We start from the raw sequence: 23,408 nt of genomic DNA, 5'->3' as shown, positions 1-23,408 counted from the left end.
GCGATGAAAGCGGCAAATTCTGTGTTTTCCCACGCTGTTCCCACCGATGCTAGGTATGACCATGGATGATCCTGAAGGCGCCGAACTGACGGCTTTTCGCCGGGCCGACGCGCTGCTTTTGCTGCCTTTTGTCTGGCAACTGGGCCTTGCGCCATGGGCCAACGGCATTCTCTGGCGCCCGCTGGGCCTGCCCTTCCCGATGGTCTGGCAAATGGCGGGAATAATGTTCGCCACCTTTGTGCTGGCCCTGCGCTACTGGCTGGATCGCAAGCCATGATCCGCATGATGATCCTGCTGATCGTGCTGGGCACAACGATCGGCGCGATGGCCTATGGCCGCGCCAAAACCCGCAGCAAGTCGCTGGAGGACTGGGCGCTGGGCGGACGGAAAATGGGCACGCTGGTGTTCTGGTTCCTCAATGCCGGTGAGATTTACACGACCTTTGCGGTGCTGGGCATTTCGGGCTTTGCATGGGCTTATGGGGCGCCGGCCTATCTGGCGTTCACCTCGGTCTCGCTGTCGGCGGTGGTGGGATACTGGTTGACGCCGCGCATCCATGCCTATGGGCGGCGGCACGGGCTGATTACGCAGGCCGATTTCTTTGCCCATCGCTATCAATCGCGCTGGCTGGGCATGGTGGTGGCCTGCGCGGGGCTGATCGCGTTGACGGTCTATATCCAGATACAGGTGACCGCGCTGACCTTTATCGTGCGTCTGGTGGCCGGGCCGGTGATCGGGGGCACATGGGCGGCGGTGATCGCGGTGGCGGTGATGCTGGCCTTTGTGTTTCTGGCGGGTCTGCGCTCGGCGGCTTTTGCGGCCGGGGTCAAGGATGTGCTGATGCTGGTGGTCGTGGTGGTGCTGGCCTTTGGCGTGGCCGGGATGGTGGGCGCCTCCTCGATGCTGGACGTGTTTGCGCGGGTTCAGGCTCTCTATCCCGCCGCCGTGCGCTTTCCGGGCCTGCAACCTCATGCGGGCCTCAGTCTGGTGTGGCTTTCCACCTCGGCGATCAATGTGGCGATCGGCACCTATATCTTCCCGCATATGTTCCAACTGTGCTTTTCGGCGGGCAGCAGCGATACGATCCGCCGCAATACCGTGCTTCAGCCGATCTACTCGCTCTCCTATTTCTTCATCATCCTGCTCGGCTTTGCCGCCTTGCTGGCGGGCACGCGGCCCGAGGGCGGGGATCTCAACGCGCTCCTGCTGACCTTTGTGGTCCAGCATTGCCCTGTCTGGCTGATCGGCCTGTTCGCGGGTACGGCCAGCCTGCTGGCGCTGGTGCCGGGCTCGGTGCTGATGCTGACCTGCGGGTCGATTTTCGCGCGTAACATCGTGCGGCCCGTGTGGCGTGATATGGATGACCGTGCCGAATTGCTGGTGTCGCGCTGGTCGATGGTGGGCTTTGCGGGCGCGGCGCTGTGGCTGGCGTTGGGGGCCAGCGCCTCGCTGGTCGAGGTGGGGCTGTCGGCCTATGCGGCGATCGGCATGCTGGTGCCGGGGGTCTATCTGGCCTTTGTCACGCGGCGAGTGTCGGCGCGCGCGGTGATGGCGGGATTGATCGCGGGTTATGCGGTGCTGTGGGTGCCGATGATCGGCAAGGCACTGGCCGGTATCTTCGTTGAATGGGAAATCGGGCTGGTGGCGGTACTGTGTAATCTGATGGTTACGCTGGCGGCGATGGTGCTTTTGCCCCCGCCTGTTCATACGCCTGCCCATGGCGCAAAATAATACTTGCATTTGCAAGTTTATCCGATAGGCTTCCGATCATAATCTTTCCGGGAGCCTTTATGTCCACACTCAACATGCTTGCTCGGTCCCTCGCCTCGGGCGCGGTGCGGGTTGTCGACCTTACCCAGACGCTCTCGGAAGACACGCCTTTGCTGGTCCTGCCCGAACCCTTTGGCCAGACGGCGGGCTTCTCGCGCCAGGAAATCTCGCGCTATGATGAGCGGGGCGTGGCATGGCACTGGAACAATTTCACCGTGGGCGAGCATACCGGCACCCATTTCGACGCGCCGGTCCATTGGGTGAGCGGCAAGGATCTGCCCGACAATACCGTGGACCGTCTGCCGGTTCAGCCCCTGATTGCGCCTGCGGTGGTGCTGGATTTTTCGGCCGAATGTGCGGCCGACCCTGATTTCCTGCTGACGGCGGAACATATCGAGCGCTGGGAATCGCAATATGGCGCGATTCCGGCCGGGTCATGGGTGCTTTTCCGCAGCGATTGGTCCAAGCGCGATGTCGCTGCCTATACCAACCGCGCCGCCGATGGGGCGCACACGCCGGGGCCTTCCACGGCAGCGGTCGAGGCACTGATCACGCGCGATGTGATCGGTTTTGGCGTCGAAACCATCGGCACCGATGCGGGTCAGGCCCATTCTCTGACGCCGCCCTATCCGGCGCACACCCTGCTGCATGGCGCGGGCAAATATGGGCTGCAGTGCCTTGAAAACCTCGATCAACTGCCCGCCACCGGCGCGATGGTGATCGCCGCCCCGCTCAAAATCCGCGACGGTTCGGGCAGCCCCCTGCGCGTGCTGGCGCTGGTCGAAGGCTGATCCGACATGGCTGAGCGTTCGTTCAAATCCGAAGTCAAGAAGCTGACCGCCGGGGCAGGCGAAGTCTTTACCGGCGAGGGCATTCTGGCCGTCACCAAGGGCTTGCTGCAATCGGGCGTGGCCTATGTCGGGGGCTATCAGGGGTCGCCCATCAGCCATCTGATGGATGTGTTTGCCGATGCCAATGATCTGCTTGCCAGCCTTGGCGTGCATTTCGAAACCAGCGCCTCCGAGGCGACCGCAGCGGCCATGCTGGCGGCCAGCGTCAATTATCCGCTGCGCGGGGCGGTGACGTGGAAATCGGTGGTGGGCACGAATGTCGCCTCCGACGCGCTGTCGAATGTCGCCTCGGGCGGGGTAAAGGGCGGCGCGCTCATCATCGTGGGCGAGGATTACGGCGAAGGCTCCTCGATCATGCAGGAGCGCACCCATGCCTTTGCCATGAAGAGCCAGATGTGGCTGCTCGACCCGCGCCCCAATCTGACCAGCATGGTCGATGCGGTGGAGCAGGGTTTTCGCCTCTCCGAAGCCTCGAACACGCCGGTCATGCTGCAATTGCGGGTGCGCTCGTGCCATATGACCGGCAGCTTTATCGCCAAGGACAATGTGCGCCCCGCCATGACCGTGGGCGAGGCGGCGGCAGCCCCGGTTCGCGATCTTCAACGCATCGTTCTGCCCCCCGCCAATTTCCAGCATGAGGTCGAAAAGATCGAGAAACGCTGGCCCGCCGGGATTGCCTATGTCCGCAATAACAGGCTGAACGAATGGTTCGGACAGGACAGCGACACGCCGGAAATCGGCATCATCGTGCAGGGCGGGCTTTACAACAATCTCAACCGCGCGATGGAATTGCTGGATCTGGCCGATGCCTATGGGGGCAGCCGGATCGCGATCTATTGCCTCAATGTCGCCTATCCGCTGATCCCGGAGGAGGTTTCGGCCTTTTGCGCGGGGAAACAAGCGGTGCTGGTTATCGAGGAAGGCCAGCCTGAATTTATCGAGCATGAGTTGAACACTTTGGTCCGCCGCGCCGATCTGCAGACGCGGATTGTCGGCAAGGACATGCTGCCGCGCTCGGGCGAATATTCGGCCGCTGTGATCCGCGATGGTCTGGGCAAGTTCCTGCGCGCCCATGCGCCCCATCTGGCCCCGGCCGAGGCCAAGCCCGATCCCCTGCCGCGCGAAGTGGCGATGGAAATCCCCCAGCGCCCCGCCGGTTTCTGCACCGGATGCCCGGAGCGTCCGGTCTTTGCCGCGATGAAGCTGGTGGAGAAGGAACTGGGTCCGACCCATGTATCGGCCGACATCGGCTGTCACCTGTTCTCGATTTTGCCGCCGTTTGACATCGGCAACACGACGATGGGCTATGGTCTGGGCGCGGCGGGCGCGTCGGCCTTCAAGCCCAAGGACAAGCGCGCGATTGCCGTGATGGGCGATGGTGGCTTCTGGCACAATGGCCTCACCAGCGGCATCGGCAATGCGGTGTTCAACAAGGATGACACCGTCACCCTCATCATCGACAACGGCTATTCGGCGGCCACGGGCGGGCAGGACATCCTTTCATCCCGCGCCGACAACCCGGTCCGCGTGACCAAGAACCCCATCGCCAAGGCGGTGCAGGGCGTGGGTGCGAAATGGGTGCGGCTGGTCGAGCGGACCTATGACGTGGCGAAAATGCGCGACCTGCTGCGCGAGGCCATGACCAGTTCGGAAAAAGGCCCCAAGGTCATCGTCGCCCAATCGGAATGCATGCTCAACAAGCAGCGCCGGGTTAAGCGCGAACAGGGCAAGGTGCTGGCCAATGGCGGGCGCGTGGTGCGCGAAAGGTTCGGCGTGGACAGCGATACCTGCACCGGCGACCATGCTTGCATCCGCCTGTCGGGCTGTCCCTCGCTGACCATCAAGTCGAACCCCGATCCGCTGCGTCAGGACCCTGTGACGCATGTCGAAAACAGTTGCGTCGGTTGCGGTCTGTGCGGTGAAAATGCCCATGCCGCGATCCTGTGCCCCAGTTTCTATCGTGCGCGGATCGTCAGCAATCCCACGGGCTGGGAAAAGTTCCGCCAGCGCGCCCGCGCCCGGATCGTGGGCTGGATGCAGGCGCGCGATGATCGCGCCCGCATGGCCCGCGCGTTTTAAGGACTGGCAGGATGACCGAGAAGAATCGCATCGCCATTGCCATTCTGGCGCTGGGCGGACAGGGCGGCGGGGTGCTGGCCGAATGGATCCAGCATGTCGCGCGCGACGCGGGCTGGCTGGCGCAGGGCACATCGGTGCCGGGCGTGGCGCAGCGGACGGGTTCGACCGTCTATTATGTCGAACTGGCGCGCCCTGATAAAGGTGGGGCCGGGGCCGATGGGCGGATGCCGATCATGGCGCAGATGCCGATGCCGGGTGATGTCGATGTGGTGGTCGCCTCCGAACTGATGGAAACGGGCCGTGCGGTGCTGCGCGGGTTCTCCACGGCGGGCAAGACCACGCTGATCGGGTCGACCCACCGCATCTATGCCATTTCCGAAAAGCAGGTGGCGGGCGACGGGCGCGGCAATGGCGAGAAGATCCTTGCCGCCGCCCGCGAACGTTCGGCCCGCTTCATCGGTTTCGACATGGAGGCCGCCACCGAGCGCACCCATAGCGTGATCAGCGCGGTCATGTTCGGCGCGCTGGCGGGCAGCGGCGCGCTGCCCTTCGCGCGCGAGGCGTTTGAAGAGGCGATCCACCACAGCGGCAAGGCGGTCAAGAGCAACCTTGCCGGTTTTGCCGAAGGTTTCGCGCGCGCGCAGGGCGAGGTGGCCATGCCGCAGGAGGCCGCGCCGCCCATCCCCACGCCGACCACCACGATGGGCAAGGTGCTGGCCGCGCGGGCGCGGGCGGGGTTGCCCGATGCGGCGCTGGCCAATGCCCTGCACGGGCTGGCCAAGCTGATGGATTATCAGGACGGCGATTATGCGGCGCTCTATCTGGATCGGCTCGAAAGCATTGCCGCGCTTGATCGCGCGCCTTTCGACCTGACCCAGGAGGCCGCGCGCCATCTGGCGCTGTGGATGGCCTATGAGGACACGATCCGCGTGGCGGATCTGAAAGTGCGCGCCGCCCGGTTTGCGCGGGTGCGCGATGAGGTCAAGGTGAAGGAGGGGCAGGTCCTGACCGTCACCGAATTCATGCATCCACGCCTTCAGGAAGTGGCCGAGAGCCTGCCGGGCTGGCTGGGGCGGCGGGTGATGGGGTCGGTCTGGCTGGAACGGGCGCTGTCAAAGGGGCGGCATGTCGAGACCACTTCGCTGCGCTGGTTTCTGGCGCTGCGCCTTGTGGCGATGGGTCGTGGCTGGCGGCGCGGCACCTTGCGCTATGCCCAGGAACAGGGCCGGATCGAGGCATGGCTGGCGCGCGCAGAGCGGGCGGCCCAGACCGACCTGGCGCTGGCCACCGAGATTATCCGCGCCCAGCGGCTGATCAAGGGCTATGGCGATACATTCGATCGCGGGCTGGAACGCTTTGCCGCGATCATGGCGCAGGCCGATGGCGGCGCGGGGGCCGACGCCTTGCGGACGGCGCGCGAAGGCATGCTCAAGGCGGCCTGAGAAGGGCGGCATTGGGTTTCATCGGCGGGTTTCATCGGCGCATCGGCCCGTCCGGTGCGGTGCGCCTGCAACCACCTCGGCGCTTATACCCGCCTTGGAGCTTCGGCCCAGTCCCGCGTTACCGGCAGGCTATTCGACGGTCTCCGACCCGCGCGATCAGCATCGGGCTTGCCAGAGCTTCCGATCACCGCAACCGATGGTGCGCCGAACTTGGCGGCGGCCCTCCTGCCTGCTCATTCGCGCGCAGGCAAACCGCCAGCGGGCCAGAGGCGGCCGCCCTATCCGGTTTTTCGGGCTTCCGCATCCATCATGCGCTGAAGCGCGCGGCGGCCCAGAACGGCCGTGCCGTCGCTTTTGAGCATCAGCTCCTGCGGCAGCTCGTCCATGGTCGAAATGATCTTTTCGATCTCCACCGTGGCGAAAATATCCTCTTCGATTACGGGTTTCAGATAGGACTCCGCCTCATCAAGCGCTTTTGGATCGCGTGATGCCATGGCGAAGAAATAATTGGTCGTGGTCCGCCCAGCCGGCGTGACCGCATGCCACACCCGGTTTGAACGGAGCAATTCGCCCGCGCGCGCATGGCCTTGGGCCACCATCACATCGGCAATGCCTGCGTGAAAGCCAGGGATATGGAAATCCATGCCTGAAACCCGGTCAATCGGCCCGTCGAAATCGGTCTGCCAATCCACCACCGCCGGGCGCAGCGTGTTGCGCATGATCCGGCGGCTGCGGATCACCCGGTCATCGGCCTCGCGCTCTTCAGGGGTGGCGGCATCGTCGCTTGTGCCGATCGAGCTGTGATGCAGATAGCCCAGATGCGACAGATCGAGCAGATTGTCGTTGAGCAGTTGATAGCGCCCCGCGACATGATGGTAAAACAGCGCGCGGGCATGAAATCCGGGCAGGTCATAGCCGATGTCGCCCAGATCGGGGATCAGGCTTTCATCGGCCAGCGCCGGATCGCCCGGCCAGATCCACGCCCAAAGCCCGCGCTCGACCAGCGGATAGGCCTTGATGGCATAGACGCCGGGGATCTTATCCTGACTGGGCACAAAGGTGCAGGCGCCCGCCGCGTCAAATGTGATGCCGTGATAGGCGCATTGGATGGCATCGCCCACCCGCCTGCTGGCGCCCAGCGGGAAGTGCCGGTGGGGGCAACGGCCCTGAACCGCAACGGCCGTTCCGTTGCCGACCGGATCGGGGTCAGCATGCGCCAGTTGCAAAGGGCCTTCCTGCCCGACGGGATCAGCCCGCGCCAGTTCATCGTCAACGCAAGGCTGGATGAGGCGGCAAGGAAGATCGCGCTTTGCGGCGACCGCGAGCCGACCCGTATCATCGACATAGCGCTTGATGTGGGCTTCAACGATGTCAGCCATTTTAGCCGCACCTTCCGCCGCCGCTTCGGCTGCTCACCCAGCCGGTTTCGCGGGCAATAGGGCAGCCTGAAACAGCCGCGCGCACGCCCGGCCGCCGCGTCGCATTTGTTCAGATGCCGGTCGCGCCAAGCCAAGAGGCGGGTCCGGATAGCCACTAGACTGATCCCACAAAAAGAGGGCGCGGCTCGGTAAAGCGCGCCCCGCAAAGTGGGATGAGGAAAATGATGGCACGATTCTGTCAAGCGGCCTCGCTGTTTGCTCTGGCGCTGGGCTGGGGCCCCGCCGCGTGGGCCGAAGAAGCCCCGTCAAAGGGGGCAGACCAGCCCGCCGCCCCCGAAATCATCGTCACGGCTCAGTTCAGAGCGCAGCGCCTTCAGGACACGCCCATCGCCATTTCCGCCATGGGCCGCGACCTGTTGGAAAAGCGCAGCGCCACCGACATCGTCTCGGCCGCCGCCGGCGCGCCCAACGTCAATCTGTCCAAGGGGCAGGGCGGTTTTGGCCAGTTCGCCAGCGTGTTCATTCGCGGGGTGGGCCAGTCCGATATCCACTTCGCGGTCGAACCGGGCGTGGGCATGTATGTCGATGATGTCTATTACGGGGTGATGTCGGGGGCGGTGTTTCAACTTCTGGACACTGATCGGGTGGAAATCGCGCGCGGGCCTCAGGGTACGCTGTCGGGCAAGAACTCGATCGGCGGTTCGGTCAAACTCTATTCGCGCAAACCCTCGTTCCAACCCGACGCCTATGCCGAGGTGACGGCGGGCGGCCGCAATCTGTTGAGCGGGCGTGCGGCGGCGAACTTTACCATCGTGCCCGACCGGCTGGCCATGCGCTTTTCGGTGTCAGGCCGCCGCCGCGATGGTTTCATGCAGCGGCTTGATTATGCCTGCGCGACGGGCGGCACCGCCACGCAGCGTACGGGCGCCGATTGCGTTCTGGGCCGTCAGGGCGGGGAAGCGGTCTGGTCGGCGCGCGCCAGCCTGCTCTGGACCCCGGCATCGGGCGTCGAGAATGTCCTCTCGTTCGACACCACGCAGGACCAATCCGAAAATCCGGCGCAAAAACCCGTGTTCCAAAGCCCCGCCTGGGCGGGATCGGCCCATTACATCACGCCATGGGGCAGCTATACCAATTACGAGACCTATCAGAGCCGCCCGACCGGCGCCTCGCCCGCTCCGGCCTATCCGATGTCGCCCAATTCCACGCTCGATGCCAAGGGGATCAGCAACAATCTGAACATTGATCTGGGCGGCCATATCCGGCTGACCTCGATCACGGCCTATCGCTATTCCTCCACCAGTCTGTCTGCCCAGATTGACCAGACCCCCGCCAGCATCTCGGACCAGAGCTGGCACCTGCTCCACCGTCAGTTTACGCAGGAAATCCGCCTGTCCGGTGCCTTGGGCGCCTGGGCGGACTGGACGGTCGGGGGCTATTATTACAACGCAACCGGGGCATCGGAAGGCCGGGTGACGATTTCAGGCGGGGTGGCCCCCGGCGGCGGGGGCATCTATACCGACGCGATCAACACGCCGCTGGGCCATCTGCCCGCGCTGCAACTGGTCAATGCCCGCCTGACATGGGACAGCCCGCAAGGCGACTGGCAGGCATCGGTGGCGGTGACCAACCTGTTCAACACATTCTATGCCGAAGCCACCTCGCTCAACACGGTGGTGCCCTATTTTGCCGGTTCCTATATTCTGGCCCAGCCGCGCCAGTGGCAGGTCAGTCTGCGCCGCAGGTTCTGAAAGAGCACAGGCGCCCCTCAGGCCGACAGGGCCCGCGTTATCAGGTCAAGTCGGCGGATCACCGCATGGGGCTGCTGGCCGGGGGGGAGGGCGTGGATCGTTGCGGGCTGCATCAATCCGGTGGTCATGCCGATGCCTGTGGCGCCCGCCTTGCGCGCCATCGCCATTTCCAGCGCCGGATCATCGCCCACCACCACCATCTGCGCCGCCGCGCCGCGCGGCAGGCCCATCGCACCCATGGCCACATCAAGGGCAACCCGCGAAGGCTTGCCCAGAACCCGCGCCTGCTTGCCGGTGAGTGCGGTGATCATCCGGTTGATGGCAAAGCTGGACCCGATGCCGCGGCCGGTGGCGGTGGCGAAAAAGGGCACATGGCTGGCCGTGGTCAGGCGCGCGCCGTCCCAGACGCTTTGGCATGCGGCTTCCAGATCGGGAAAGGTAAAACCGCGAAACCAGCAGGTATAGACCGCATCCACCTGCGCCTTGTCCGATGGCCCGATCACCTCGATCCCGCGTTCGACCAGCGGCACCTCGGTTCCCGGATCGCCCAGCATCCGCACGCGCCGCAGGCCCTGTTGCTCCAGCCAGATCGCCGCGCTGGTCGATGGGGTCATCATCTCCTCATCGGCCAGATCGAACCCGGCCGCGCGCAGACCCCGCGCATAGGCGGCGGGCGGTTTGGCCGTGCCGTTGGTGAACACGCGAAACGGCGTGCCGCGCCGCCGGAGGAGGGCCAGCAATTCCACCGCGCCGGGCAGCGCCTCGTGCTGACCGCTGGCCGCATTGCCCAGAGCGATTGTGCCGTCCATGTCGAAAATGAAACCGCGCGCCCGGGCGATCCTTTCGGCAATGTCATCCGGCAACATGGGCGCCTCCATGCAGGGCGAGGCGCATTGAGCCGCTCTCGATCACAATGTCGCGTGCGGCGGGGCGCGCGGCCAGTTCCTTGAGCAGCCGCAGAATTCCGGCCGCGTCGGGGTTGTAATGGGCGGGCGACGGCCCGGCCCCGATCATCGCGTCGATCTGGTCGGAGGGCATCACCGCGCGCAGCAGAAACTCTTCATCGGGCATGGCATGGCCCCATTTGCGCCGCAGATCGGCCAGCGTGGGAAAGGGCGGTTCGGCGGCGATTTCGGCGGCGCGGGGGCGGTCGAGGATCGCGGCCTCAACCGCCGGATCGAGCGGGCTGGTCGGGCGGCCGAATTTGCCCATGACATAACGCAGGATTTCATCCGACACCTGCGCATAGCGGCGCGCGCCGATGACATTATACAGCGCCTGGCTCATCACCATCTGCGGAAAGGGCGTGACCATGATCGGATAGCCCAGTTCGGCGCGCACCCTTTCGGTTTCCAGCACCACCTCGTCAAAGCGATGCTCCAGCCCCAGTTCGGCCAGTTGGCGCCGGGTGGTGGTCATCACCCCGCCCGCGATCTGGTGGCGCAGGAAACTGGCGTCGAAACTCTGGGGCGTGCCCGCCGGCAGGCCCTGCGCGCGGGCGAGCCGCCACCAATAGTCCGATACTTTGGCCAGCATCGCCTCGTCGGCGCGCACGCTGTGGCCCGCCGCCCGCAGATTGGCCAGCATCCGCCCAGCTTCGGGCAGGGACGAGCCATCGCCCAAAGGCCCAATGCCCACATGCACCGCATCGATAATGCCCAGATCGGCCGCCGCAAGGCTGGTCAGTCCGCCATAGCCGATGGTGCAATGCGCATGGATTTCCAAGGGCTTGTCGCCAATGGCGGCTTTGACCAGCGGGGCCAGGCTACGCACCCTTTCGGGGCTCATCAACCCGCCGGGGTCTTTAAGATAGAAACAATCAATATCAGGGCAGGCCGCCAGCCTCCGGGCGAAATCGGCATAGAACTGATCGGTATGGATGGCCGAGAGCGTGAAGGTGAGCGCCCCCATCACGCGGGCTCCGCCTTCGCGTTTGACCAATCGCGCCGCCTCGATCACCGCATCGGCATCGTGCATCGGATCAAGGATGATGAACTTGCCGATCCCCGCCCTTTGCAACAGGCGATAGGCCAGAGCCATGAAATCGGGGTCGGCCTGTTGCCATGCGATAAAGCGCAGGCCCGTGGTGATGAATTGCAGCGGCGTGTTGGGCATGGCCGCATGCATCCGGCGGATGCGTTCCCACGGGTCATTGCGGAAATAGCGCACCGCCACGGCCATCGTTGTCGAGGAGGTGAAGTCGATCGCGCTGAAGCCCACCCGGTCCATCGCCCCCGCAATGGGCAGGATCTGGGCCGTGTTCAGCCCGGTCGCGCCCCACAGGGATTGGTTGCCATCGCGGATCGAGACATCGACGAGCGAAATTTCGGCCATGATTAAAGCCCTTCCAGAAAGCGCGTGTCGACCCCGCCCGCGACAAAGCGCGGATCGGCGGCAATGCGGCGGTGGAGCGGGGTGGTGCTGGCCACGCCCTCGATGCTCAGCGTATCGAGCGCGCGGGCGAGCCGCGCCACGGCGGCGGGCCGATCCTTGCCCCAGACGATCAGCTTGCCCATCAGCGAGTCGTAATAGGGCGGGATCATGCCGCCGCTGGCGATATGGCTGTCCACTCGGATGCCGGGGCCTGCGGGCCATGCCGCGCGCGTGACCGTGCCGGGGGATGGACGGAAATCGGCATCGGGGTCTTCGGCGTTGATGCGCACCTCGATGGCATGGCCGCGCGGGCGGATGGCGTCCTGATCGAGGCTGAGCCGCGCGCCGCCCGCCACCAGCAATTGCTGTTCGACCAGATCGACGCCGGTGATCGCCTCGGTTACGGGATGTTCGACCTGAATGCGGGCGTTCATTTCAAGGAAGTAGAAATCGCCCGTTTTGGCATCGACCAGAAACTCCACCGTGCCCGCGCCCTTGTAATGCAGGCTCTTGGCCAGAGCGACTGCGGCCCGTTCCAGCCCGCTGCGCGTGGCATCGGAAAGCATCGGGGCGGGCGCTTCCTCCACCAGCTTTTGAAACCGCCGCTGGATCGAACAGTCGCGCGTCCCCAGATGGATCGCGTTTTCGCCATCGCCCAGCACCTGCACCTCGACATGGCGGCCGCTGGCGATGAAACGTTCGACATAGACGCGCGGGTCGCCAAAGGACGCCTGCGCCTCGGCCATGGCCATGGTGATCATCGGGATCAGGTCTTCCTCGCGCTCCACCCGCTTCATGCCCTTGCCCCCGCCGCCAGCCACGGCTTTGAGCAGGACGGGGAAGCCGGTTTCACGAGCGCGGGCCAAGGCTTCTTCCGGGGTTGCGGCTTCGCCGCCCGGCACCACCGGCAATCCGGCGGCCTGCCCCACGGCGCGGGCCATCAGCTTGTCGCCCATCGCCTCAAGGCTGGAGATGTTCGGCCCGACAAAGATGATGCCGGCATCGGCCGCAGCTTTCGCAAATCGGGCGTTTTCCGAGAGGAAGCCATAGCCGGGGTGAATGGCATCGGCCCGCGCGGCAATCGCCGCCGCGATCACCGCGTCCACATCCAGATAGCTTTGCGCCGAAGGGGCGGGGCCGACCAGCGCCACCTCATCGGCCAGCATGGCGGGCAGACTTTCCGCATCGCCCCGCGAAGCGCCCAGAATGACGGTCATGCCCAGTCTTTGCGCCGTGCGCGCCACGCGCAGGGCGATCTCGCCGCGATTGGCGATAAACAGCCTTCGGATCATGATTTTTCCTTTTAGGCGGCAGGCCGGATGTGGATCAGCGCGGCGCCATGGCCGATCGCTTCGGCATTGCCCGCAACAATGGCGACCACCTCGCCGCTCACCCCGGCATGGACCGGGTTCATCAGCTTCATCGTTTCGACAATGCCCACCACCGTGTCGGGCTGCACCTTGCTGCCCGGTTCGACAAAAGGCGCGGCGCCGGGCGCGGGGGCGCGATAGAATGTGCCGGGCAGGGGCGCGCGAATGGCGACAAGGCCCTCGGGCGCATCGGGCGCGGCGGTGCTGGCGGTCTGGGTCGGCGCGTGTTGGGCTGCCCATTGCCATTCCTGCGACCATCCGCCTCCCTCTCCATCACGCCGCACCTTCAGGCGAAAGCGCGCGGTGGCAATGTCGAGTTCGCGGTAATCGCTGCCGTCAAGGATCGCGACAATATCGCCGACATCCTCCGGGCTGAGAAAGGGCGCGCTCATGCCGCCACCATGGCCGGTTGGCCCAGCAGGCTTCGGGCATGGGCAATGATCGCCTGCGCAAAGACGGGATCGTTGAAATGGGCGTCGATGGCATGGAACTTTGCGTTTTGCGGCATCGACCGGCGCATATGTTCGGCAAAGGGCGGTGGCAGGCCCGGGTCGTAGAGGTGGCCCTGCGCGCTGTCATGGCTGGAAAAACCGCCCAGGGGGGTGAAGAAGGCCACCGGCCCCTTGGCCTCGCCCATCATCGCGATCAGCCGGTCGCCAATGCGTTCCAGATCTGCCAGATCGGTGCGCACGGCGGTCAGATGCGGATTGTGTTTGTGATAGCGCTTGCCGGGGAATTGCGCCTGCGCCGCATCAATCGGCCCGCCGATGATGAAATCGGCATTGCCCGGCGCCCAGATCGTGGGAATGCCGCGCGCCATGCCCACCGTGCCCCGCGCGGGGCCGCCATCGGCAAGGCCGCCAAACATATGGTCGATGATCTCGGTCACCGAAAGATCCAGCACCAGCGCCACATCGCGCTCGGCGGCAATCGCGTCCAGCGTCGGCCCGCCCACGCCCGAGGAATGAAACACCATGACCTCGCAGCCATCGCTTTCCAGTGCCTGACGGATCGCGCGGGTGGTCGGCTCGGTCGTGCCAAGCGTGGTCATCAGCACCAGCGGGCGCTCGGAACCGGGCATACCGTCATAGCCTTTGGCCATGCCCGCCATGGCCAGCGCGGCATTGCGATAGACATCGCGGCTGATCGTGTTGATCCCGGCGATATCGGTGACGGCATTCATCATGGCAATGTCGCGCACGCCCACATAAGGCTTTGTAAAACCGGACGCCATGGTCGAAACGATCAGCTTGGGCAGGCCATAGGGGAAGCTTTGCATCAAGGCCCCCGCCAGCGCCGTGCCCATCGATCCGCCCACCGACAGGATGCCATGGATCGGCGTATGCGCGGCAAATTCATGCGCGGCGCGGATCGAGCCTGCGATCATCATCTCGTGAATCTGGCCCTCATGGCCCAGCGCCAGGATGTCGGCAATGGTGGAACCGGCCGCTGCGGCCACCGCATCCGGCCCTATCTCGGCCCCGCCCATATCGCGCCGCACGCTGGGGTCGAGATGCACGACATTGACCCCGGCCCCTTCAAGATGCTCGCGCACGAAACGGGCTTCTTCCTGTTTGGTATCCTGCGTGATGATCAGCATCACATTCTTGCGCGACGCATCGCCCATAGTGTTCGGATCCTCTCTCATGCCTTGCTGGTCCATTGGCCGCAGGCTTTTTCTGATGCCGATATTTTCATGGCCGACACGGATTGCCTAATGCATTTCGCGCGCTAAATTTCACAGCGTGAAACGGGGGTGGCATGGCTTTGGATGGCGAGAACACGGCCCGGCAATCGGGCGTCAAATCGATCCGCGCGCTGGAACGCGGGCTTGATGTGCTGCTGGCGATCCGGGCGGCGGGGGCGGAGGGGCTGAGTCTCAACGCGCTGCACCGGCAATTGGGCCTGCCCAAAGCGACACTTCTGCGCCTGTTGCAAACGCTGGCCGGTCGGCGGCTGGTGTGGCGGCGTCTGGCCGATGGCGTGTGGTTGCCCGGCGTGGCGGGCGCGGCGGCGCCGGATCGGGTGTGCCGGATGGCGGAAATCGCCTCGCCGCTGCTGGTCGAACTGTCGGCGCAGGTGGTCTGGCCCAGCGTGATCGCCATCCCCCGGTTCGACCATATGGAAATCATCGAAACCAATGGCCAGGTCGCCCGCTTTGACTTTGCCGCCCTGGGGCCGGTGGGGGCCAAACTGTCCTATCTGCATACGGCCACTGGGCGGGCCTATCTCTCGGCCTGTGCCGATGCCGAGCGCGATGCGATCATTGCCCGCCTGACCCCGCCTGACGGTACAGCCGAACAACGCGAGCAGATCGACGCCATCATTGCCCAAACCCGGCAGCGCGGATGGTCAACGCGCCTGCCGCATCATCCGTGGTCCGATCGCAACCGGCAAACGGTGCTGCGCGACGGCAAGAATTCGATCGCCGTGGCGGTCAATGGCGAGAATGGACCGATTGCGGCCATCAACATCACATGGCCCGCCCGCCGCGCCGTGGTCGAGGAAGTGGCTCTGCGCCATTTATCCAGCCTTCAGGGCATTGCGGCGCGCATCGGCCGGCTGGTTGATGGATGAAGTTTCACCACGTGAAATTTTGAGCGCTTGCGGACCGGCGCCGATTGGATGACCTATAGCAGCCGGAGGCCGCCGGAAGACGAAGCGGGCCTTCAGAGGGCGGCAAAGCGCCCCATCGGGGGATAGGATGAAAGCGTGGATCTTGCGCAAGGGGGCGACCAGCCTCGACGCCATGCAGCTTGTGGAGCAGGAAGCGCCGGTGGCCGGTGCCGGAGAAGTGCTGATCCGCGTGCGCGCCTGTTCGCTCAATTACCGCGATCAGATGATCCCGCTGGGCCTGTATATGGGCGGGCCGGTGGCGCAGGATATCGTGCCGCTTTCGGATGGCGCGGGCGAGGTTGTGGCTGTTGGCGACGGCGTGACCCGCTTTGCCGTGGGCGACCGGGTGGCGGGGACCTTTTTCCAGAACTGGATGGATGGACCGCCCAATCCCGCGATGGGGCCTGCGCTGGGCGCGGCGGGGGCCAGGGGCATGTTGGCGCAATATGTCGCCTTGCCCGAAAACGGTGTGGTCAGGATCGCGCAAAGCCTGAGTTTTGAGGAAGCGGCCTGCCTGCCCTGCGCCGGGGTGACGGCATGGAACGCCTTGATGGAAGGCGCGCATCCGGTAACGGCGGGCGAGCATGTGCTGGTGCTGGGCACCGGGGGCGTGTCGCTGCTGGCGTTGCAGATCGCCAAGGCGGCGGGCGCAAAGGTGATCGCCACCAGCGGTTCGGATGACAAGCTGGCGCGCGTGGCGGCGCTGGGCGCGGATGACATGATCCAATATCGCACCACGCCCGACTGGGGCGTCAGGGCGGCGGCCCTTTCCGGCAAATCCGGGGTTGAGCATGTCGTCGAGGTGGGTGGGGCCGGAACACTGGCGCAATCCATCGCGGCGGTGGGCTATGCGGGCGAAATCGCGCTGATCGGGGTGTTGACGCGTGAGGGCAATACCTCGCCCCATGGGCTGATGTTCAAGGGGGCCAATCTGCGCGGCATTTTCGTCGGATCGCGCGGCATGGCCGAGAGGCTGAACAGTTTTATCGACGCCCATGGCATCAAGCCGGTGATCGACAAGGTGTTTACGCTGGAGGAGGCCAAGGCCGCCTATGCCTATCAGGCCTCGCCCGATCTGTTCGGCAAAGTGGTGATCCGCCTGTGACCTAGGCCGCGAAACGCAAGAACCAGAGTGCGGGGCACGGACCTTCGCGCCGGTAAAGGAGAGAGCGATGCAATTGCCGAAAGGGCATGCGATGGGCTTTGGCGCCCGCGTGGGCCAGACGATACAGACCGCCTATGTGGTGCGCGATATTCATCAGGCGATCGACTGGTGGGTGGATGAGGCGCGGGTGGGGCCGTGGTTCCTGCTCGACCATTTTCTGGCGCCCGATCATGTCTATCGCGGGGCGCAGGCCACCGGCGATGTCGCCATCGCCATGGCTTTTGCCGGATCGATGTGCATCGAATTGATCCAGCCGCTGGATGATAATCCTTCGGTTTACAAGGATCTGATCGACAGGCGCGGCTATGGTTTTCATCATATCGGCGTGGCGGTGAGCGATGTTGATGCCGAAATCCCCGCCTATGAGGCGCGCGGCTATAAGGTCGCCTATCGGGCGCAGGTGCCGACCGGCGGCGCGGTGGCCTATCTGGACGATGGGCGCAATGATCCGGGGATGCTCGAACTGATCCCTGCCACATCCGGCATGGACGAGGCGTTTACCCGTTTTCATACGGCGGCCCGGAATTGGGATGGCTCTGATCGCGTCAGGCCCTTTGCATGAGCGCGCCCGATCCCAATGCCGCCACAAGGCGCGGCGCGGGCTATCAGATCTGGGTGGTGGGGCTGCTCAGCCTCAATTTCGGCATCGTCTTTTTCGACCGGAATGCTCCCAATTTCCTGATGCCTTTTATCCAGCACGATCTGGGCTTCAGCAACAAGGCCGTCGGCCTGCTTTCCAGCGCGCTGTCGCTGACATGGGCGATTGCCGGATTTGTGGTGGGCGGCCTGTCGGACCGGATGGGCAAGCAGAAGATCGTCGTCGTCTGGGCCAGCCTTGCCTTTTGCCTGTGCTCCTTCGTCTCGGGCGCGGCGGGCAGTTTCATGGTGCTGTTTGCCGCGCGCCTGCTGATGGGCGTGGCCGAAGGCGGGATCATGCCGGTCAGCCATGCGATGATCGTCGAGGAAGTGGCGCCCGCCCGGCGCGGTATGGCGATGGGCATCGGGCAGAATCTGGGTTCCAACCTGCTGGGCTCGTTTGTGGCCCCGCTGGTGCTGGTGTGGATCGCCAATACATGGGGTTGGCGCGAGGGCTTTTATCTGGCCGCGCTGCCCGGCATCGTTACAGCCGCCCTGATCGCCTTCACCCTGCGCGAACCGCCAAAGGAAGCCCATGAACATGCCGAGCGCCCCAGGGTGACGATGCGCGAGGCTTTCGGCAATCGCAATGTCGTGCTTTGCGCCGCCATCGCCGTGCTGCTGGTCAGCTATCTGGTGGTGTGCTGGGCTTTCATGCCGCTCTATCTGACCAAGGTGCGCGCCATGGCGCCCGAAACGATGAGCTGGATGATGGCCGTGCTGGGCATTTCGGCGGGGCTGGGCAGCTTTTTGGTGCCCGCCATTTCCGATGCCATCGGGCGCAAGCCAGTGATGATCGGCTTTTCGGCGCTGGGGATGCTGCTGCCGCTGGGCGCGCTCTATTACACGGGGCAAAGCTGGGGGCTGGCGGCGATCTTCTTCTTCGGCTGGGGGCTCAATGGTCTGTTCCCCATGTTCATGGCCACGATCCCTTCGGAATCGGTCGATCCGCGTCTGGCCGCCACACTGACCGGCATGGTGATGGGCGCGGGCGAGGTGCTGGGCGGTGTGCTCAGCCCCTTTGTGGCCGGGGCTGCGGCCGATGTCTGGGGGCTGGGCGCGCCGCTGTGGATCATGCTCGGTCTTGCTCTGGCGGCAACGGTGCTGGCGCTGGGGCTTTTGGAATCCGCGCCTGCCGTCCTGGCCCGGCGCATACGTTGATCTTGCAAAGGTAGGCAACATGAGCACGATCGAACATTTCTCCACCGCCCGGATCGCCGCCAATGAGCGTCTCGATTTCTGGAACCGGCTGACCAATGAGACCTACCCCGGCACCTTGGTCGATCAGCGCAAGGATGCTTTTGAAGCGGAAATGCGGCGGTGGAGTCTGGGCGATCTGGTGATGATCCGCCCCCGATCCTGCGGCAGCCTGGTGCAGCGACGCCCGACCGGATCGGCGCCCGAGGCGGTGGTGCTGCATGTCCAGCATTCGGGCCGGTCGCGCCATGAACAATGCGGGCGGGTGGCCGAGCTGGGCGTGGGCGATTTTGTGCTGTCCAGCGCCAACGAACCCTATCGCATCGATCTGCGCCAGCACGAGTTTCTGGTGGTGGAAATGCCGCGCGCCGGGCTGGAGGCGCGGCTGCCCGATCTTGATGCCGCCCTCTCTCGCCGTATTTCGGGGGCCACGCCGGGCAGCCGCCTGCTGCACAATTTCATCCTCTCGCTCTGGCAACAGGGCGATCAGGGGTATGGCGATCAGGGGCGGAGCGATGCGGCATGGGAGCAGGGCGTGTCCAACGTCTTCCTCGATCTGCTCAGCCTTGCGGTGCGCGATGCGGACCGCCCGATCCAGACCTGCCGGCCCTTGCGCGAGAAGATCAAGGCGCTGGTGGACGCTAATCTGGGCTGCGCGCAATTCGGGTCGATCGAAATCGCGGCGGAGCTGGGCGTCAGCGTGCGTACGGTGCAGAACGCCTTTGCCGCGATGGGCACGACCCCTTCGGCCTATATTCTTTCGCGGCGTCTGGCGCGCGCCTGCGAATTGCTGATCGTCAATCCGACGATGAGTGTGACCGCCATCGCTTTCGACCTTGGTTTTTCCGACAGCGGCTATTTCGCCCGCTGCTTTCGCGCCGCCTATGGCGCCACACCTTCGCAATGGCGGGGCATGCAATAGGTTTGCGGCCCTGATTTTGCGTCTCTGTCCCAATCCCTTGCGTCCCAGTGCAAGCCAAGGGTTTTTCAGTCGCTAAATTCACACAACGACGAACCGGTAAAAAGACCGGCAGTCAGGAGAGGAACCGAAACTATGCGTAGCATTTTGCTCGTGGGTGTGGCGCTGTGCGGGCTGATCACAGCCTCCCCCGCTTTTGCCGCCCCCGCATCTGCCGCTGATGAAGAGGCCAAGGCCAAGGATAACGGCGGCATTGAGGCCATTGTCGTCACCGCGCAAAAGCGGTCGGAAAACGTCCAGAACGTGCCGATTGCCATCAGCGCCTTTACCGCCAATGCGCTGCAGGAGCGCGCGGTCACCAGCGTGGCCTCGCTCTCGGCCATCGCGCCCAATGTGACGCTTGACGCCGGCACGCCCTTTTCGGGCAGCTCGGCCGTGCTCTCGGCCTATATCCGCGGCATTGGCGCCAATGACTTTGCCTTCAACATCGATCCGGGCGTGGGCATCTATCTCGACGGTGTCTATCTGGCCCGTTCGGTGGGCGCCAATCAGGATCTGCCCGATGTGGAGCGGGTCGAGGTGCTCAAAGGGCCGCAGGGCACGCTGTTCGGCCGCAACACGATCGGCGGCGCGATCAGCATCGTCACCCATGATCCGGGCAAGGAATTCCGCTTCACCGGCAGCGTGACCACCGGCAGCTTCCGGATGTTTTCGGCCAAGGGCACGGTCGATCTGCCGATCACCGAAAGCCTGTCCTCCTCGCTCAGCTTTTCAACGACGCACCGCGACGGCTATATGCACCGCATCCCGTTCCCCGGCGCTTCGAACTATGCCGAGGACCCGATCACCTCGTTCAAGGCGGCCGGATATTACAACAGCGGTTACGGCACCGAAGGGGGCGACAACAATTACAACCTGCGCGGCAAGTTGCGCTACAATGACGGCGGCGCGCTGCGCGTGACGCTCAGCGGCGATTACAGCAATATCGACACATCCCAGATCGCCAACAAGCTGATCGCCACTTTTCCGGCGGTGTTTGCGGGCACCTATAATTGCGCCATCGCGGGCAATCCCACCCAGACCGTGGGCGGCGTGACCGGCCCTTGCGACAGCTTCATCGGCGGGCCTCCGTCAGGCGCCTTTGTGGGCAATCGCGGCGGCCTCAATTCGGTGGTCGATCTGCCCTCGATTTACGGCGTCAATGCCGATGCCAATCCGAACAACAACCGGCTGCCCTATGACAACCGTTTTGTGACCAACAGCATCGACACCAGCTATGCCAACGGCAACAATTTCTCGAAAATGAAGTCCTATGGCGGGGCGGCCACCATCGATTACGATCTGGCCGAAAACATGACGATCAAGTCGGTGACCGCCTATCGCGAACTGCATTGGAAGGCGGGCATGGATCTGGACGGTTCGCCGCTCGATTTCCTGCACACCAGCTTTGAAATGAACCAGAAGCAGTTCAGCGAGGAGCTGCAACTGACCGGCAAGGCGATGGATAAAAAGCTCAACTATGTGCTGGGCGCCTATTACTTCACCGAAAGCGGTAATCTGCATGATTACGTGACCTTTGCCGAAGGCCTGCTGCAGGTGGACGGGCCCAACAACCTCTCCACCAAGAACTATGCTTTCTATGGTCAGGCCGACTATAAGATCACCGAGCAACTGGGCATCACCCTTGGCGGGCGTTATACCCATGAAAGCAAGACGTTCGAGGGGTTCCAGTCGGACAATAACGGTCTGAACTACAAGCTGGCCCAGTTCTTCGGCGATCCCAATTGCGCCTCGCTGACGCCGATCTCGAACCAGTGCCGCATCGACAACAACTTCCCCAATCCGGGCCAGCCCCTGCGCTATTACATCGCGGGCGAGCAGCACAAGAGCTTCAACAATTTCTCGCCCAAGGTGGGCCTGCAATATCACCCCAGTGATGCGATCATGCTCTATGCCAGCTGGTCCAAGGGCTACAAGACCGGCGGCTGGACCACGCGCCTGTCCAACCCGCTGCCCTATGCCCCCGGCTTTGGTCCCGAAAAGGCCACGACCTATGAATTGGGCGCCAAGACCCAGTTCTTTGACCGCCACCTTCAGATCAACGGCGCGGTGTTCCAGACCGATTACGCCGGCATCCAGCTCAATTTCCAGCAGGGCGTTTCGCCCACCATCCAGAACGCGGGCGTTGCGCGCATTCGTGGCTTTGAGCTGGAAGTCACCGCCGCGCCTGCCCAGGGCCTGACGCTGACCGGATCGCTGGGTTATACCGATGCCGTCTATACCTCGGTCGACGGCCCGGCACAGGTGGCCGCCTCTGCCTCGCAGGCGGGCGTGTTTGCGGGCGCCAGCCTGCCCAAGACCCCGAAATACAAGATCAACATCAGCCCCCGTTACGAGGCCGATCTGGGCAAGCATGGCAAGCTGGTGCTGCTGGGTGATGTCACCTTCACCGACAAGATGAAGAATGACACCGAAGGCACCTTCCTGCTCGACCGCCCCGCCACCACCGTCATCAACGCCAGCGCCACCTACAGGCCGCCCAGCGGGTTCTGGGATCTGACCGTGGGCGGCACCAATCTGACCAACGAGCGCTATCTGACCACGGGTCAGGCGCAATATGCCGGTGGCCAGATCTACGGCACCTACAGCCGCCCCGCCGAATGGTACGCGCGGCTTGGCATCAAGTTCTAATCGAGACCCTGCCTTGCGCCGGGCGGGCCTCGTCCGTCCGGCGCCCTTTCCCTTGAAGGAGGCGACCATGCCCGAAACAGCGCACAGCGAATTCTGGAAAGACATCAAGCCGGTCGAAAAGGTCTTTCGCGAGGGCGGTCTGCCCGAAGTTTATCTGCCCAAGATCGCCGAGGGCGACGAACGCTACTGGGTGCCGATCAGCGAGACCGTCTCGTCCAAACCGGTGTGGATCAGCCCGTCCAAGAACATGTGGGCCGATGTGCTGATGAGCAAGCAGGCGGGGCTGGTGAACCGCCATTACCATCCGCACCCGATCTGGGCCTATACGATCAGCGGCAAATGGGCCTATCTGGAGCATGAGTGGACGGCCACCGCGGGCGATTTCGTCTATGAAACCCCCGGCGAGAGCCACACGCTGGTCTGCTATGAACATGCCGACCCGATGAAAGTGTTCTTCGTCGTCTCCGGCCCGCTGATGTGGCTGGATGAAGCGGGCAACACCACCGGCCACTATGATGTCTTCGACTACATCGCGGCGGCCCGCGCCCATTATGCCTCCAACGGCATCGGCGCCGACTATGTCGACACGCTCATCCGATAAATCTCCACAAGAGGAACAGCCCATGGGCACTATGAAAGCACCGCCATCTTCGGCCTATAAGATCGTGCAGGTCGAGGAACTTTACGCCGATCTGATCAAGAACAAGGGCGTGGAAGGCAGCTATGTCGGCCGCGAGGAGAGCGAAAGCCCTTGGGTGCCCTTTGGCGAGGGCGCGGCGATCCGCCATCTGGCCTTTGACGTCCGGCAAAACATTTATTGCAACATTTTGTGGATCAAAGGCCCCGGCGTGATCGGCACCCACAAGCATCGCGGGCCGGTCTGGGCCATCGGGCTGGAAGGCTCGTTCCGCTATCTCGAATATGACTGGGTGTGCCGCCCCGGCGATTTCATCACCGAAACCCCCGGCACCGCCCATACGCTGGTGACCGATGATCCGGACGGCATGAAGGCCCTGTTCTGGATGCAGGGCGCCAACGAGTTTTACGACGCCGATGGCAAGCATGTCGAAACGCTCGATGTGTGGTGGTTCATGAACCACTACCAGACCTATTGCCGCGAAAACAACATTCCCATCAACCCCGCGCTCTATCTTTGAAGGATCAGGCAC

Annotated in this window: 21 protein-coding genes; 15 read left to right on the top strand and 6 right to left on the bottom strand. The window is 64.1% G+C overall.

Annotated features, from left to right (window positions below; all coding sequences use genetic code 11):
- Positions 1–61 precede the first annotated feature (61 nt).
- From PQ457_RS20860 to PQ457_RS20840, 5 genes are all read left to right on the top strand, one after another.
- Positions 62–277, top strand: coding sequence for a DUF3311 domain-containing protein (locus PQ457_RS20860; RefSeq protein ID WP_273619720.1), 216 nt, complete (start codon positions 62–64; stop codon positions 275–277).
- The gene (locus PQ457_RS20855; protein ID WP_273619719.1) at positions 274–1,731 is read left to right on the top strand and encodes a sodium:solute symporter family protein; all 1,458 of its coding nucleotides are present in this window, start codon (positions 274–276) and stop codon (positions 1,729–1,731) included. Before PQ457_RS20860 ends, PQ457_RS20855 begins: the two co-directional genes overlap by 4 nt.
- A 74-nt stretch (positions 1,732–1,805) precedes the next feature.
- Entirely contained in the window at positions 1,806–2,561 is a 756-nt protein-coding gene (locus tag PQ457_RS20850; protein WP_273619718.1) for a cyclase family protein, read from the top strand.
- 6 nt (positions 2,562–2,567) lie between these two features.
- Entirely contained in the window at positions 2,568–4,700 is a 2,133-nt protein-coding gene (locus tag PQ457_RS20845; protein ID WP_273619717.1) for an indolepyruvate ferredoxin oxidoreductase subunit alpha, read from the top strand.
- A gap of 11 nt (positions 4,701–4,711) precedes the next feature.
- A complete protein-coding gene (locus PQ457_RS20840; protein ID WP_273619716.1) occupies positions 4,712–6,142 on the top strand; it encodes an indolepyruvate oxidoreductase subunit beta family protein in 1,431 nt (476 codons plus the stop codon).
- A gap of 278 nt (positions 6,143–6,420) precedes the next feature.
- Here PQ457_RS20840 and PQ457_RS20835 read toward each other — a convergent pair whose 3' ends face one another.
- The gene (locus PQ457_RS20835) at positions 6,421–7,368 is read right to left on the bottom strand and encodes a Rieske 2Fe-2S domain-containing protein (RefSeq protein WP_273619715.1); all 948 of its coding nucleotides are present in this window, start codon (positions 7,366–7,368) and stop codon (positions 6,421–6,423) included.
- On the opposite strand from PQ457_RS20835, the gene PQ457_RS20830 reads away from it, so the two are divergent.
- Positions 7,294–7,581, top strand: a complete 288-nt coding sequence (locus tag PQ457_RS20830) for a helix-turn-helix transcriptional regulator (RefSeq protein WP_273619714.1) — start codon at positions 7,294–7,296, stop codon at positions 7,579–7,581. The genes PQ457_RS20835 and PQ457_RS20830 overlap by 75 nt on opposite strands.
- A gap of 161 nt (positions 7,582–7,742) precedes the next feature.
- Positions 7,743–9,272, top strand: a complete 1,530-nt coding sequence (locus tag PQ457_RS20825; RefSeq protein WP_273619713.1) for a TonB-dependent receptor plug domain-containing protein — start codon at positions 7,743–7,745, stop codon at positions 9,270–9,272.
- Between the two features lie 17 nt (positions 9,273–9,289).
- On the opposite strand, the gene PQ457_RS20820 is transcribed toward PQ457_RS20825, so the two are convergent.
- The 5 genes from PQ457_RS20820 to PQ457_RS20800 are packed head-to-tail and all read right to left on the bottom strand — an operon-like array spanning position 9,290 to position 14,642.
- Complete coding sequence (locus tag PQ457_RS20820; RefSeq protein ID WP_273619712.1) at positions 9,290–10,138, bottom strand: HAD-IIA family hydrolase; 849 nt, start codon at positions 10,136–10,138, stop codon at positions 9,290–9,292.
- Positions 10,125–11,606, bottom strand: a complete 1,482-nt coding sequence (locus PQ457_RS20815; protein ID WP_273619711.1) for a biotin carboxyl carrier protein — start codon at positions 11,604–11,606, stop codon at positions 10,125–10,127. Before PQ457_RS20815 ends, PQ457_RS20820 begins: the two co-directional genes overlap by 14 nt.
- Before the next feature lie 2 nt (positions 11,607–11,608).
- The gene (locus tag PQ457_RS20810) at positions 11,609–12,937 is read right to left on the bottom strand and encodes an acetyl-CoA carboxylase biotin carboxylase subunit (protein ID WP_273619710.1); all 1,329 of its coding nucleotides are present in this window, start codon (positions 12,935–12,937) and stop codon (positions 11,609–11,611) included.
- 11 nt (positions 12,938–12,948) lie between these two features.
- Positions 12,949–13,407 (bottom strand): acetyl-CoA carboxylase biotin carboxyl carrier protein, encoded by a 459-nt coding sequence (locus PQ457_RS20805; protein WP_273619709.1) that lies wholly within the window; start codon positions 13,405–13,407, stop codon positions 12,949–12,951.
- On the bottom strand, positions 13,404–14,642 hold the full coding sequence (locus tag PQ457_RS20800) for a Tm-1-like ATP-binding domain-containing protein (protein ID WP_273619708.1): 1,239 nt from the start codon (positions 14,640–14,642) through the stop codon (positions 13,404–13,406). Before PQ457_RS20800 ends, PQ457_RS20805 begins: the two co-directional genes overlap by 4 nt.
- 134 nt (positions 14,643–14,776) lie before the next feature.
- Here PQ457_RS20800 and PQ457_RS20795 point away from each other — a divergent pair, with 134 nt between their 5' ends.
- The 8 genes from PQ457_RS20795 to PQ457_RS20760 all read left to right on the top strand — a co-directional run bounded on the left by PQ457_RS20795 (position 14,777) and on the right by PQ457_RS20760 (position 23,396).
- Positions 14,777–15,592: a helix-turn-helix domain-containing protein gene (locus PQ457_RS20795; protein ID WP_273619707.1), complete on the top strand. Its 816-nt coding sequence runs from the start codon at positions 14,777–14,779 to the stop codon at positions 15,590–15,592.
- Between the two features lie 127 nt (positions 15,593–15,719).
- Positions 15,720–16,736 carry a zinc-dependent alcohol dehydrogenase family protein gene (locus PQ457_RS20790; RefSeq protein WP_273619706.1) on the top strand — a complete coding sequence of 339 codons (1,017 nt, stop codon included), beginning with the start codon at positions 15,720–15,722 and terminating at the stop codon, positions 16,734–16,736.
- Between the two features lie 67 nt (positions 16,737–16,803).
- Positions 16,804–17,358, top strand: a complete 555-nt coding sequence (locus PQ457_RS20785; protein ID WP_273619705.1) for a VOC family protein — start codon at positions 16,804–16,806, stop codon at positions 17,356–17,358.
- On the top strand, positions 17,355–18,593 hold the full coding sequence (locus PQ457_RS20780) for an MFS transporter (RefSeq protein WP_273619704.1): 1,239 nt from the start codon (positions 17,355–17,357) through the stop codon (positions 18,591–18,593). The genes PQ457_RS20785 and PQ457_RS20780 overlap by 4 nt, the downstream gene beginning before the upstream one ends.
- A 19-nt stretch (positions 18,594–18,612) precedes the next feature.
- Positions 18,613–19,551 carry a helix-turn-helix domain-containing protein gene (locus PQ457_RS20775; protein WP_273619703.1) on the top strand — a complete coding sequence of 313 codons (939 nt, stop codon included), beginning with the start codon at positions 18,613–18,615 and terminating at the stop codon, positions 19,549–19,551.
- Between the two features lie 132 nt (positions 19,552–19,683).
- Positions 19,684–22,239, top strand: a complete 2,556-nt coding sequence (locus PQ457_RS20770; RefSeq protein WP_273619702.1) for a TonB-dependent receptor — start codon at positions 19,684–19,686, stop codon at positions 22,237–22,239.
- 67 nt (positions 22,240–22,306) lie between these two features.
- Complete coding sequence (locus tag PQ457_RS20765; protein WP_168602035.1) at positions 22,307–22,840, top strand: 2,4'-dihydroxyacetophenone dioxygenase family protein; 534 nt, start codon at positions 22,307–22,309, stop codon at positions 22,838–22,840.
- 22 nt (positions 22,841–22,862) lie between these two features.
- Entirely contained in the window at positions 22,863–23,396 is a 534-nt protein-coding gene (locus tag PQ457_RS20760; protein ID WP_273619701.1) for a 2,4'-dihydroxyacetophenone dioxygenase family protein, read from the top strand.
- Positions 23,397–23,408: the final 12 nt, after the last annotated feature.

The sequence above is a fragment of the Novosphingobium humi genome (assembly GCF_028607105.1).
GTDB lineage: Bacteria > Pseudomonadota > Alphaproteobacteria > Sphingomonadales > Sphingomonadaceae > Novosphingobium > Novosphingobium humi.
The sequence above is the reverse complement of the archived record's forward strand: the minus strand, read 5'-3'. Positions and strand labels throughout refer to the sequence as shown.